12 protein-coding genes and 1 riboswitch are annotated in these 13,795 nt (G+C 44.7%); of the genes, 6 read left to right on the forward strand and 6 right to left on the reverse strand.

What is annotated here, in order from left to right; all coding sequences use genetic code 11:
* Positions 1-63: 63 nt before the first annotated feature.
* Positions 64-750, forward strand: coding sequence for a response regulator transcription factor (locus PBAT_RS17800; RefSeq protein ID WP_068651452.1), 687 nt, complete (start codon positions 64-66; stop codon positions 748-750).
* On the forward strand, positions 701-2,287 hold the full coding sequence (locus PBAT_RS17805; protein ID WP_248912437.1) for a HAMP domain-containing sensor histidine kinase: 1,587 nt from the start codon (positions 701-703) through the stop codon (positions 2,285-2,287). The genes PBAT_RS17800 and PBAT_RS17805 overlap by 50 nt, the downstream gene beginning before the upstream one ends.
* 140 nt (positions 2,288-2,427) lie before the next feature.
* On the opposite strand, the gene PBAT_RS17810 is transcribed toward PBAT_RS17805, so the two are convergent.
* The 6 genes from PBAT_RS17810 to PBAT_RS17835 all read right to left on the reverse strand — a co-directional run bounded on the left by PBAT_RS17810 (position 2,428) and on the right by PBAT_RS17835 (position 8,974).
* Complete coding sequence (locus PBAT_RS17810; RefSeq protein ID WP_068651562.1) at positions 2,428-3,249, reverse strand: ABC transporter ATP-binding protein; 822 nt, start codon at positions 3,247-3,249, stop codon at positions 2,428-2,430.
* Between the two features lie 82 nt (positions 3,250-3,331).
* A complete protein-coding gene (locus tag PBAT_RS17815; protein WP_246168283.1) occupies positions 3,332-4,312 on the reverse strand; it encodes a FecCD family ABC transporter permease in 981 nt (326 codons plus the stop codon).
* A 117-nt stretch (positions 4,313-4,429) separates the two neighbouring features.
* Entirely contained in the window at positions 4,430-5,491 is a 1,062-nt protein-coding gene (locus PBAT_RS17820) for a FecCD family ABC transporter permease (RefSeq protein ID WP_068651456.1), read from the reverse strand.
* Between the two features lie 5 nt (positions 5,492-5,496).
* Entirely contained in the window at positions 5,497-6,525 is a 1,029-nt protein-coding gene (locus tag PBAT_RS17825) for an iron-siderophore ABC transporter substrate-binding protein (RefSeq protein WP_068651458.1), read from the reverse strand.
* Positions 6,526-6,710: 185 nt separating this feature from the next.
* On the reverse strand, positions 6,711-7,304 hold the full coding sequence (locus tag PBAT_RS17830) for a YdeI/OmpD-associated family protein (protein WP_068651460.1): 594 nt from the start codon (positions 7,302-7,304) through the stop codon (positions 6,711-6,713).
* 293 nt (positions 7,305-7,597) lie between these two features.
* On the reverse strand, positions 7,598-8,974 hold the full coding sequence (locus PBAT_RS17835) for an amino acid permease (protein WP_068651461.1): 1,377 nt from the start codon (positions 8,972-8,974) through the stop codon (positions 7,598-7,600).
* Positions 8,975-9,107: 133 nt separating this feature from the next.
* Positions 9,108-9,188: riboswitch (glycine riboswitch) on the reverse strand.
* A gap of 573 nt (positions 9,189-9,761) precedes the next feature.
* Between PBAT_RS17835 and PBAT_RS17840 the strand changes: the two genes are divergently transcribed.
* Genes PBAT_RS17840 through PBAT_RS17855 form a run of 4 tightly spaced genes read left to right on the forward strand, consistent with a single transcriptional unit; the run spans position 9,762 to position 13,720 of the window.
* Positions 9,762-10,853, forward strand: a complete 1,092-nt coding sequence (locus tag PBAT_RS17840) for an iron-siderophore ABC transporter substrate-binding protein (protein WP_068651463.1) — start codon at positions 9,762-9,764, stop codon at positions 10,851-10,853.
* Positions 10,846-11,886 (forward strand): FecCD family ABC transporter permease, encoded by a 1,041-nt coding sequence (locus PBAT_RS17845; protein WP_068651465.1) that lies wholly within the window; start codon positions 10,846-10,848, stop codon positions 11,884-11,886. The genes PBAT_RS17840 and PBAT_RS17845 overlap by 8 nt, the downstream gene beginning before the upstream one ends.
* A complete protein-coding gene (locus PBAT_RS17850) occupies positions 11,883-12,914 on the forward strand; it encodes a FecCD family ABC transporter permease (RefSeq protein WP_068651467.1) in 1,032 nt (343 codons plus the stop codon). The genes PBAT_RS17845 and PBAT_RS17850 overlap by 4 nt, the downstream gene beginning before the upstream one ends.
* A complete protein-coding gene (locus PBAT_RS17855) occupies positions 12,914-13,720 on the forward strand; it encodes an ABC transporter ATP-binding protein (RefSeq protein ID WP_068651469.1) in 807 nt (268 codons plus the stop codon). The genes PBAT_RS17850 and PBAT_RS17855 overlap by 1 nt, the downstream gene beginning before the upstream one ends.
* Positions 13,721-13,795 lie beyond the last annotated feature (75 nt).

The raw sequence follows: 13,795 nt of genomic DNA on the forward strand, positions 1-13,795 counted from the left end.
AATAGAATAGATATTGGTAAGACTAATACTGTGAAACATCATTATGGAAGGATGGTTATTTCCTTGAAGCGAGTATTATTAGTTGAAGATGAGCTGCCGATCGCAACCTTACTTCAAGCATATTTGGAAAAAGAGAATTATGAAGTCATGTGGAATTCGGGTGAGGGTGAAATCGATGTGATGGAGCAGTTTCTCAATTGGAAACCCGATCTCGTATTGTTAGATCTTATGCTTCCGAATGATCAGAATGGAATTGACATTTTGCATCAAATCAGGCAACTAGGAAGCTGCCCCGTCATCATTCTTACGGCACGCGGCGCTGTACCAGAGCGTCTTCAAGGATTTGACCAAGGGGCGGACGACTATATTGCCAAGCCATTTGATCCCCAAGAAGTCATGGCACGTATTCAAGCAGTACTTCGCCGCTCAGTCTATATGATAGATTCGAATATTATACGACTCGGTAGTTTGGTTATTGACGCGAGCACTCGGAGCGTTACAGTCGGAGCTGAGCAGATCTCTTTGCTTCCCCGGGACTATCAACTGCTTACATTTCTAGCGGAGCATCCCCATCAATGCTTTGAACGCGATCAGTTACTTAATCAAGTGTGGGGAATCGACTTCGAAGGTGGAGATCGTTCAGTCGACACCTCCATTAAACGGCTACGTAAGAGTCTCCAATATTGGCCAGCAATCGAGGGTGAAATCGAAACGATTAGAGGAATGGGGTACAGTATCCGTGTTTACTAAGCATCCGGGCAAGTCCATACACAACAATGTAGAAGCTAAGCAGCAAGCTACCTCTGTTTCCTTGGTGCGATATTGGACATGGCGCTATGTGATGATTCTACTCGTTATGCTTATGGGTATAGGTTTATTTGGCATGTACTGGATTCGAATGAGTAATGTGGAACAGCAGTTTCAGCTACTTGAGGCGAGATCTGCAATGATGAGCGATTCATTTAGCAAAATGGACGATTTCCTGCAATTAGGCACCATGGTGACACCTGCACATTCTTCAGAAAAAATGCCACTAGCCCCCACAGAAAATATCCCATTGCAGGAATCCCTCCCTTCGATCCCCTCAGAATTCGTCCCTTCGATTCCGGATGGTTATCAATTTCAATTATTTAACGTTTCAGGTGAGATGATTTATTTTTTCAGCAATTCATATGCGGAGGAAGGCGTTTACCTCAACTCCCCGCCCAAACAAAACGAAGTCCTTTCAGGTCAGAAAATTCGTGAGAAGGTCGATACACGCTCAGGGAAGTGGCTACGAGTTGGTGTGCCCTTCTATAAACACAACCAAATTTCAGGAACACTCTATATGAGCGCCCAATATAACGAGGGGCGTTTGCCACAAATTTACGGACTCATTGTGGTTGCATTTGGGCTTATTTCCTTATGCGGATGGGCTGTCGTTTTCGTATTATCCCGGTCTCTCACAAGGCCACTCATTCAACTGGCTAGTGCAGCGAAACAACTTTCATCAGGTAATTATCAGCCGTATTTGCCTGATCCGAGCCTCGTCAAGGAAAGTGAGATTAGCGAACTTATTCAAGCTTTTCACGAAATGACTGAACGTCTAAACCAACTTGAACGTATGCGTACCGATCTGCTCGCAGGAGTCTCACATGAGTTGCGTACGCCGATCACCTCAATCCGCGGTATGCTCCAAGCCATTCAGGAAGGCGTAGTTACAGGCAACAAAGCGAACGAGTTCATAAATATAGGGTTAAATGAAGCGAAGCGGATGCATGTGATGGTGAACGACTTGCTTAATTTTTCTTCAATGGAGTCAGGTGTAATTTACCCTAAAAAGTCTCAGGTCTTGCTTGAGCCTTTACTGAGGGAGATCATTCAGCAGTTCAATACCATCCAAACATCTACACCTGTTCAAGTGGAACTTGAGGTGCTTCCTTCCGATTTGGTATGCATCTGTGATCAATCACATTTGAAGCAAATTTTTCTCAACTTGCTAAGCAACAGCGCCGCAGCTGCCGCTGACATCATCAAGATTACTGCGAGATTGACTGAATCGAAGATCACTATCGATATTTCTGACAATGGCAAAGGGATTGCTCCCGATGAAGTTCCATATATTTTCGAACGCTACTACAGGGGGAACAGTCACCGCAAGAAAAAACAAGGACTCGGTCTAGGGTTATCCATCTGCCGGTTACTTGCCCAAGCTAATGGTGGAACAATCGAATTGCTTCAAACGTCATCCACAGGTACCGTATTGCGGCTGTCAATTCCATGCGTTTCTCAACCAATCAAGATATGAACCTCTGTCAAGTTGGTCTAAAGACAAAAAGATAGGAAGCTAACCAATATGGCTAGTCTCCTATCTTTTATATCATGTTGCCCTATCCGAGCGATAAATTTACTTCGGCCTTTGCAACAGCTGCTTCGGCTGAATTAAATTTATCGCTCCCTGCCCACCGGAATAACAAGAGGCGTGTGCGAGATCGGATCATCTATTATTTTGCACTTTAATCCGAACACTTCTTCTACCAGTTGCTCCGTAACAACCTCGCGAGGGGCTCCCTGCGCAATAATTTGACCGTTTTTCATGGCAATTATGTGATTGGCATATCTTGCGGAATGATTTAAATCATGCAATACCGCAATGATTGTACGCCCTTGTTGATTAAGATCTGTAAATAACTCCAGCAGCTCGATTTGATGAGCGATATCCAGGTACGTGGTAGGCTCATCTAGTAGCAACAACGGTGTTTGTTGCGCGAGCACCATTGCGACCCAGACTCTTTGTCTTTGCCCTCCCGAAAGCTCGTCGACAAAACGATGCGAAAGCTCGCTCGTATGCGTAAGCTGCATTGCAGACATCACTGCCGCTTCGTCTTCTTCTGTCCATTGTTTAATAAAGTTCTGGTAAGGGTAGCGACCATGCGCTACCAGATTCGCCACTGTAATGCCGTCCGGAGCTGTTGAAGATTGCGGCAGCAAGCCAAGGCTGCGAGCGACTTCCTTTGACTTATAGGTCGTGATTCCTTTCCCGTCTAATACAACTTGCCCTGCGGACGGTTTAATCAGTTTGGAAAGCGTACGGAGAAGGGTTGATTTTCCGCATGCATTTGGTCCAACGATCACCGTAAACGATCCGTCGGGTATCTTAACGGACAGGTTTTGGGATATGACCCGATCATCGTATTTAATGGTGACATCTTCAGTCCAAAGCCGAGATTCCGATTGGACAATAACTTCGCTTGACGCTGTTATCTTCATATTCCATTTCAACTTCTTTCCATCAGCATATCGCAATATACGAGACCTCAACGAGATATGTAGTTCGGCTTCTTATTTCTAGTTACAATGCCGACCGCGCCTGCCGAAACAGCACCCACACGAGATAAATTCCACCTAGAGATAGCGTTACTACGCCAACGGGAAGAATCATTCCTGAAATGACTCTCTGCGCCACGATGTCAGCCCCGAGTAATAAGAAAGCACCCATCGCCGCTATTGGCGCAAGACTCTGCGATGATTTGTTTAACCTTAAAGCGATTTGGGGAGCTGCAAGAGCAACAAAACTAACAGGCCCCATGACTGCCGTTGGAGCTGCTGTCAACATAACCGATATAAGAATCAGCACGAGTTGGGATCGTTCGATTCGGATGCCATGAGACTTAGCCGCGTCCTCACCTAACTCCATCCCTCTTAAAGGTCTGCTCATCACCGTAGCGCATATCAGTAGAACGACAACAGTTATCATTCCAGGGACTGCTTGGGCCCAACTAATTCCGTTTAAAGAACCAACACCCCACGCCGCTGCGGTAAAGGCAACCTCTGATTTACTTCTCATAAGTAGCACCGAATTCAAGCTACTCAAGATTGTCGATACCGCGATGCCGACGATAATAAGACGAAAACCCTGTGTGCCTTTGCGAAAAGCAAGTATATAGATGAGGATCGCGGTCGTAATTCCTCCGATCAAAGCGCCGGCTGCAATGCCAATGAATGAAGTCGAACTAAAAACAAGAATTACGATAAGCGCACCCGTATATGAACCTGAAGCAAAGCCAATAATGTCAGGAGATCCTAATGGATTACGTGTCAAGGATTGCAAAATCGCTCCGCTTACAGCTAATCCCGCACCGAATATGATTGCCGCCAACACACGAGGCAAGCGCCATTCGACTACGACCGTTCTTATCATCTTTGTCGCTTCACCGCTCAAAGCAGACAACACATCATTCACGCTTAATTGCAACGTACCTACCATTAATCCAAATAGCGCAATTGCAAGGGTCGCTCCAAGGAGAATGGCCGTAACCACAATACTTCTCACATCGATGCGCAGCTTCCAAATACCATTAAGTCGTATATAACGCCTGCCAAAATTAATGGGAGATATACAAATCACTCCTTCTTGCAGACAAACCAGTTCTTCGAACGGTCTGACACATTATAACCTACTCGCTGTACGTCTTCGAACAAGAATGAGCAAGATAGGCGCACCAACAAATCCCATTATGATTCCAACTGGAACTTCCGAAGGGGATATAACAACCCTTCCAATAATATCAGCAAGTATAAGCAGCACAGGGGCTACTACCAAAGAATATAGAAAAATCCAAGGCTGGCTTGGACCAACGAACCATCGTACGCAATGGGGAACCATCAGCCCGATAAAACCAATAGGACCTGCTATCGCGGTTGCACCTCCCGCTAGAAGTGTGATCGCGATCAGACCTATTCCGCGGATCAATCCCACGTTTACTCCTAAAGATATAGCACGGTCTTCACCAAATGCGATAGCATTTAACGCCGGAGCTATTGCTAACGATAATAGCACGCCAATGATGAGAAGAGGCAAGACGAACCAAAGGTCCTCCAGACTCTTTCTCTCTAATGTACCAACGGTCCAATTCAGCATGCGTGAGAAAGCCTCACTATTCATCATAGTCAATGCTGTCGTTATCCCACTCAATGCGGCCCCCAATGCAACCCCGGCTAGTGTAATTTGTACGGGCGTCGGTGATTTCCTTCCGGCGCCTCCACTAATAATATACACAATAATCGTCGCAAATAATGCACCGACAAGGGCTAACCATGTGTAGCCAGATATGGTGCTTACCGAAAATACTCCAACGCCCAATGCAACAGCAAAGGCTGCCCCAGCACTCACTCCAATAATGCCGGGGTCAGCCAATGGGTTTCGCGTCAAAGCCTGAATTAACGCTCCCGATAGTCCGAATGCCGGACCAACCGCGAGCGCTATGAGTGTACGGGGCAAACGGGAGTCTAGAATAATCGTATGATCATAACTATCAGCATTCGAGAACAGCGCCCCCCAAACGACTTCAAAGGAAAGCGGTTTGGCCCCGATCATAAGGCTTAAGAACATTACAGCCCCCAATAGGAAGAGCGCGACGATGAAGCCTATACTTCGTTGCAGCCGCAGGGAAGTAATGGTCTGCGTTTTTTTTTGTACTACTTCGTCCTTTGGCTGCTTTGCCGATACCACTGTGTTCACTCCCCAGCAACTGCCAATTTTTTAATCTGCGGGGTCATGTTATTGATTGTCCACAACAAGGAAGGAATCGTTCCCGTCGAGAATGCATTGGAAGTATCGGCATCGAGAATAATCGATCTACCGTCAACGACAGAAGGGAGTTTCTGGTAGAGCTTATTGTTTGCCACTTCGTTTGGATCTACCCAGATCGGCATAACAACCGTTATATCGGAATCCAAGAGCTCTAACTGCTCATCGGACACGTTAATATAGAAACTACCATTAGCCAGTTTCTCAACTTCATCCTTCGTCTTAAATCCAAGTCGAGTCATGAAATCAATACGAGCGTCACCCTTTACGTAGGCGCCAAAACCATCAGAGGAGTAGGCAGCTACAACAACGGTTTTATCAGCGAATTCAGGGTTTTCTTTGGCCGCTTTCTCGAAGGCAGCATCCACTTCTTTCAGCAGTGCTTCACCTTCTTGTTCTTTACCCAACGCTTTGGCTATCATTCGAACTTGATCTTCTGAGGAAGTCAAATAGCTATCTCCGCTCGCAGGAACACCAACCGTTGTCGCAATTTCTGAAAGACGTTTATAGCGCGTCTCATCCCCTGAAGACTTAACGTCTAATATGAGATCCGGTTCAAGCGCTGCAATTTGCTCATAATCCAGCTCCGTCGTTCCTAGAATGGTCGGCGATGTTTTATATGCGCCTGTGAGCCATGGACCTACTCCATCTCCGCCAAAAGCCAGCCAGTCGCTTGCTCCGATCGGCTCCACTCCAAGACTTAGCGCTGTCTCAGCATCTCCCCAACCGAGTGCTACAATTCGCTTAGGCCGCTCCGTAAGTTTCACTTGTCCAAATTTAGTATCTATGGTCACGTTGTAATCGCTAGAAACGGCAGGAGTATTACTTGGTGTCCCTGATGCTCCTTGGCTATTACCCTCATTCGGATTTGACGAACAACCCATTAATCCAAGTGCTAATGCTACAACGAGTGCTATACTGCCGAAGAACTTCGGCGTTTTGATACTTCTAATCATGTTAGTTCCCCTCTTCGTTCGTAAATGATAATGATTATCATTTATTCTAGTGAATAAATAGATTGTTGTCAAACCTAGTCATGGCTGCTCTGGCTAGCTATACCCTTTGAAACTTCAGGTATTCTACTATTTACTACTCCGAACCTCGGACCGACAGGTTCTCTCATATATGCCTATTTCACGCCCTAATCATTTAATCCTTTTCCATCGAGAATTTGCTGCATATATTTTTCAACCCTTGACACTCGAGTTTTGGATTGTTTAGGTTGAGAAAAGTGAAAAATGTATGCTCTTTGCCGCCCAGGTGTTAATGCTTCAAATGCAGTTTTCAAGGCAGGGTTTTCGTCTAATTTATTTTGAAATTCTTCAGGTATGATGTATTCTTCATTCTTCTTGAAATCCACTTCCAAACCGGATTTTTCAACTTCAATAGCTTCATAAATATAGGCCCTTAAGGTAGCTTCCATTTCAACTATTTCTTGCACATTAGTGAACCGAATCTGGCGCCCAGCTTGTACATTCTCCGTTTGTTGGATTAGAACACCATGGGTATCCTTTAACAAGGAACCTTTGATAAACAGAATCGCACAGTATTCTTTAAATCCATGGATTAAAACGATGTTTTTATTCTCAATCGTGTAGCAAGGATGCATCCACTTAAAATCTTCGGTCAGCTCACAGTCAAGAATAATAGTTCTCAGCTTTTCATATTCTTCTTTCCACTTTTTAGATTTGTTTAAATATTCATCGACCTTAGGATTCAATATACTATTTGTCATCAATGAGAGCCCCTCTTCATCACTTATTTCTTACTTGCGCCTCATAGGTTCAATTGTACTGTTTTTTTATGGATTGTACAGTTTGCGTGCAGACTCTAGTATATTTATCCTATACCAAATAAAATCTATTCAAACTCTGCACCTTCACGCACTGTTTATACACTTACCCCTATTTATGATAAGGTTTACCACGTTGTCTTAAGAGGCAAATTATAAGACCATCTCTCGCGGAATGGCCTTATGTCTATCAAACTATGATTCAAAGTGAATTCATTGCGATAAGGCGATCAACCTCATGTATTGATCATGCTTTTATCATGATTGCTCTTCCCCTTTTTGCTTCTAATCGAATACAGTATGAATAATAAAATAAACCATAACGGGGTAAATAATAGAGCCGGACGTGTTTCTTCAGCGAACAGCATAATGATGAGAATGAAGGCAAACAACGTTAAGACAGCATAATTAATAGCCGGCGTAAACGGTGCTTTGAATTTGGAGTTAGCATGTAAGTCCGGTTGGGTTTTCTTATACTTAATATGACATACGAGAACAACGCCCCACACCCATATAAAACAAATGGCACTTATCGTTGTCACGATTCCAAAAGCCTGCTCTGGAATGAGTTTACTCAAAAGAGCCCCCACAGATATGACAAACGTAGAAATGAATAACGAGTTACTTGGTACATGATTTTTATTCAGTTTGCCAAAATGAGAGGACGCTTGGTCCTTCCTGCTCAAATTAAAGAGAATCCGGCTTGTCGAGAACATCCCGCTGTTGCAAGCAGAAGCGGCTGAGGTTAGTACGACGAAATTGATAATCCCCGCGGCGATCGGAATCCCCACTAAAGTAAAAGTTCTCACGAATGGACTTTCTGCTGGACTGAGCTGCGTCCATGGGTTAATGCACAGCAGGACGAACAGAGCGCCAACATAGAAAAATAGAATCCGCAGAGGAATTTTATTAATCGCTGATGGGATATTTTTTTCCGGATTCGCTGTTTCCGCTGCCGATACACCCACTAATTCCACACCTACATAAGCGAATACAACCATTTGAAAAGAGAGTAAGAAACCTGAAATGCCGTTCGGAAAAAATCCCCCGTGTTCCCAAAGGTTTCGTATCGTCACCGATCCTGCATCCGTCTTAAACCCGATGACCAGTAAAATGATCCCAAGGCCAATCAAAGCGAGAATTGTGATTACTTTGATCAAAGCAAACCAAAATTCGAGTTCCCCAAAACTTTTTACGGTTAATAGATTAAGTCCTAATAAAACGACTAGACATGCGATGGCAGGAACCCATTGCGGGATATCAAACCAATATTGCACATATACGCCAACGGCAATGACATCAGCCATAGCTGTCATGATCCAACAAAACCAATAGGTCCAACCGGTGATGTACGCGGCCCGAGCTCCAAGGTAGTCTTCGGCAATGTCCGTAAACGATTGATAACCTGCTTTAGACAATAGAAGTTCTCCTAGTGCTCTCATCACAAAAAACACGGCAATACCCACGATTAAATATGTGATCATAATGGATGGACCTGCCTTCTCTATCGCCTTGCCCGATCCCAGGAATAATCCCGTACCAATGGTGCCGCCGATGGCGATGAGTTGAACATGCCGATTGGCTAGCTCTCTCTTTAATTCTGGTTGTGCCATACCTAGTTCCCCCTAATACAATATATTGATGCCAATAAAAAAAAGAGATTGGATGTCATCCAATCTCCAGGTTCGTAAGAATATCAAATAATCTCTGCCCTACTGATGGCGATCAGCATGACAAATACATATTCAGTACTCTTCTGTCCTTTTGCCTGAGATTGTGAACCCTTCGGCGCCGCGGAATTTCCACGGTCTCTCCAGAAGCTGCTCCTGCTAAAGTGTGATCCATAGCAATCATAGCTTGCGAATTATGAAATTATTAAATGGTAAAGCTGTTCTGATATTCTATCATATTACTTTCGATGTGAGTATTTAAACAGTGAAAAAAGTCTCTTTGAATTTTGTGGAAATTATTTACTAACATCGTACATGTTTTCGTTTGAAGCTGATCTCCACTTTATATTCCACCTGTTCCACCCGGTCGACTCCCTTCGCGATCTTAACTGCGTTATCATGAAGCGGCAGGTAGGATACTCCTAAAGTGTACATAAACTTGTTCATCGCGTATTCATACTAATGCCTTTCAAATTCGTGATTATCATCTCTTGTTCACGCATAATCTTGAGTCCTGCAATCATTCATCGCAAATATCATTTACAAATTTTTAATTGACAACCTAACTGAAGTGGATATATATTTAATGAAAATGATAATCATTATCATACATAAGGAAAAAACCATCTTTTTCCTATACACTTTCCAACCTCATAATTAATGTGAGTTGTCTCAGCAAAGGCAGTTAGCACCAGCAAAAAATATATTTCATGATAAGGACGGTACACACATGAACACCAAACGAAAGTTCTCATTAACCACATTATTCATATCCTCTGTGCTTGCAATAGCGCTAGTAGGTTGTTCTAATCAGCAAGCCAATTCAACACCCTCTCCGGCTGTGAATGAGTCAGCAAGTACCGAAGCTCCTCTAACAGAAACTCCCGCATCTCAGGACCAAAATTCCCAATATCCGATTGTGATTAAACATGCTTTTGGCGAAACAACTATTGAAAGCAAGCCTGAACGTGTGGCTACCATTCAATGGGCGAACCACGATGTCGTTCTCGCTCTTGGTGTTGTTCCTGTAGGTTTCTCGGCAGCGAACTTCGGTGTTCAGGATGATAGCGGACTTTTGCCTTGGACATCCAAAAAGCTAGATGAACTCGGTGTAAAGGACCCGAATGTTTTCATGGATACGGACGGCCTTGATTTTGAAGCTATTTCAGATTCAAAACCGGATGTCATTCTTGCAGCGTACTCCGGCATAACTCAGGAAGACTACGATCTTCTTAGTCAAATCGCTCCGGTTGTGGCATATCCGACTGCTCCTTGGACAACCACATGGCGTGAGCAAGTCACTTTAAATGCAACGGGTATGGGCATGGTAACGGAAGGCGAGCAACTCATTAAAGACACCGAGGACATGATTAACGAAAAGGTAAGCGCATATCCTCAGATCAAAGGCAAGAAAGTAGTTTGGGTTAACTTCTCGGCTGAAGATATGTCTAAACTACATATTTATACACCGGTGGACTCTCGTGTCTCTTTCTTGCATGAGTTAGGAATGGTTGATCCTGAAAGTATCACCAAATTGATTACAGATCCTAACAGCTACTCCTTGAGTTTAAGTGCTGAGAATGCTGAGGCACTTAACGATGCAGATCTAATCGTTGGATATGGTAATGATGAGTTGTATCAAGCCATTAAAGCCGATCCACTGCTTGGCAAGATCCCTGCAATCCAAAGAGGTTCGGTTGCGTTTATTGAGAGCGATACGCCATTGGTAGCTGCTGGAACGCCAAATCCACTCTCGATTTCGTATACTATTGACGATTACCTGAAATTAATTGGTGGAGCTATTGACAAGATAAATGAATAGTTCATCGATTCCGAACAATAACCAGCCAAGTTCACATATCCCGAAGAATTTCACCTTAGTTCTGATCATTTGCTTTATCCTGCTAGGCGTAAGTGTGTTTGCCTCACTGGTCTTCGGCTCTCGACCAGTGAGATTTCATGAACTGATAGACGGGTTATTTCATCAGGACGTAGACTCCTACGGGGCAAACGTAGTTCGCAAGCGGATTTCCCGAACCGTTTTCAGTTTACTTTGTGGGGCGGCACTCGGAGTTTCTGGGGCGCTTATGCAAGCCGTCACTCGTAACCCGCTTGCCGACCCGAGTATATTGGGAGTAAACACAGGTGCATCATTATTTGTGGTCTTCGGCATTGCGTTCTTGAACATAAGCAGCGCGAGTCAATATATATGGCTAGCTTTAGCCGGGGCTGCAATTACTGCAGTATTTGTATTCGGAATCGGCTCTATGGGGCGTGGCGGAGCCACGCCCATTAAGCTTGTTTTGGCCGGAGCCGCCATAAGTGCCGCGCTCTCTTCTCTGGTCACCGCTATCATGATTCCACGCTCATATGTCATGGATCAGTTCAGATTCTGGCAGGTGGGTAGCGTCGGCTCAGCGACCTGGAGTGGGATTGGTACGTTCATCCCGTTTCTGACCATCGGAATACTCATCGCCTTTATTACAGCCCCTGCACTTAACGCGCTGGCACTGGGGGACGAAGTTGCAACGGGCCTGGGCGTTCGAACAGGAATACTGCGGTTTATTGCAGCTTTCGCAGGTGTTATATTGTGCGGCGCGGCTACTGCTCTGGCTGGACCTATTGGTTTTATCGGACTGTTATCTACTCACGTCGTTCGCCTTATTCTTGGACCCGACTTACGTTATGTTATTCCTATGTCAGCAGTTGCTGGAGCAATCATTCTGACTCTATCCGATGTTGCCGGTAGGCTCATTACTAACCCAGGAGAGCTTGAAGTCGGTATAGTTACAGCCTTTATAGGAGCTCCAATCCTAATCATATTAGCTATGCGATCGAAAGTGCGTTCATTATGACAAATAACACTATTGAATTTATTATGGCGGGCAGACGTCAAAGACGTCGCCGCTGGATACTTGTTACTAGCCTCCTTGCAGCACTTGCATTCATGCTTTGCTGTGCCATGCTTTTACTAGGGAACACCATTTATCCCGCTAAAGATGTACTACGAGCGCTTTCAGGTGAGCAGCTCAAAGGCATTTCTTTTGCCGTTAGTACCATACGTCTACCAAGAATGCTTGCGGGTCTTTTTGCAGGGTTTGCTTTTGGTATTGCAGGTTACACCTTCCAGACCATGTTGCGGAACCCCCTTGCGAACCCAAATGTCATCGGGATTACGTCTGGCTCAAGTGCGGCAGCTGTTTTTTGTATACTCGTGCTTCAGACAAGCGGAGCTGTTGTTTCCCTTGCTGCGGTGATTGCTGGTCTTGTTACGGTCCTATTCATTTATATATTATCCAGAGGGAAATCATTTTCAATTGGGCGATTAATCCTTATCGGGATAGGCATACAAGCTATGCTTGACGCTGTAATCTCCTATTTTCTTGTGGTTGGCTCTGAAAGAGATATTCCCTCCGCACTCAGATGGCTCACTGGCAGCCTCAATGGCTCTCAAATGCGCGAGCTTCCGCCTCTTGTCATCATCGTGGTGATCTGCACACCTATCCTAATCGTGCTGGGAAAACACCTAAGTATATTGGAACTCGGAGAACAATCCGCTTCTTCTCTAGGCGTAGACACGGACAAGACAAGAATTGCGCTGATTGTGAGTTCCGTCTGTATGGTCGCTATTGCTACCGCTACGACGGGTCCGATAGCCTTTGTCTCCTTTCTCGCGGGACCGATCGCAGTAAGACTCGTCGGTGTCGGCTCTTCAAACGCAATTCCGGCTGGCCTTGTTGGTATTAACTTGGTTCTGGCATCAGATCTAATCGGACAATTTGCTTTTGAGTACAGATTCCCTGTAGGTATCATTACCGGATTACTCGGAGCGCCTTATCTGATCTTCTTGTTAATCCGAATGAATCGAAAGGGGGAATTATGATGAAACCAACACATATTTTCCAAGCCGAACAACTCGTAGCAGGCTATGAGAATAAAACAGTTATCCACGGTGTAGATCTTATTATACCTAGTAATAAAATAAGCGTTATTATTGGATCCAACGGGTGTGGAAAGTCTACGCTGCTTAAAACACTAGCCCGGCTTATAAAACCAGCATCCGGTAAAGTCACGCTAGACGGCAGGCCCATCGGCAAAATCCCATCCAAACAATTAGCTCGTGTGATAGGACTATTACCGCAGTCTCCCATTGTTCCGGAAGGAATTTCTGTAGCAGATTTGGTTGGACGAGGAAGGTTTCCGCACCAATCATTGCTCAGCGGATGGACCAAAAAGGACTATGAGGCAGTTGACGAAGCGATGACCATTATGGATATAACCGAGTTCGCCAATCATAATATTGACGAACTATCAGGTGGTCAACGACAGCGTGTCTGGATTGCAATGGCTCTGGCGCAACAAACCGACATCTTGTTTCTAGATGAACCGACAACTTTTTTAGATATCACCTATCAAGTCGAGATTCTTGACCTGCTCACTGACCTTAATCGAAAACACGGAACTACGATTGTCATGGTACTTCATGATATCAATTTGTCCGCCCGTTATGCAGACCATATTTTTGCCCTTCAGACAGGAAAGCTAGTCGCAGAGGGTAAGCCAGCAGAGGTAATTACAAGCACAATGGTTAAAGACATCTTCGGGCTTGATTGCACGGTGATCGAAGACCCCATTTCAGGATCTCCTTTGGTTGTACCCAAAGGGCGATATCATGTTAATAATGTTTAAAGACGATAATTTCGCATTATTTATGATAAGGCTCAGCTTATCAAGCTAATCGCGAAATTAAAGGGCACCCAATTA

The sequence above is a fragment of the Paenibacillus antarcticus genome, from assembly GCF_001637225.1.
In the GTDB taxonomy this organism is placed as follows: Bacteria; Bacillota; Bacilli; order Paenibacillales; family Paenibacillaceae; genus Paenibacillus_AQ; species Paenibacillus_AQ antarcticus.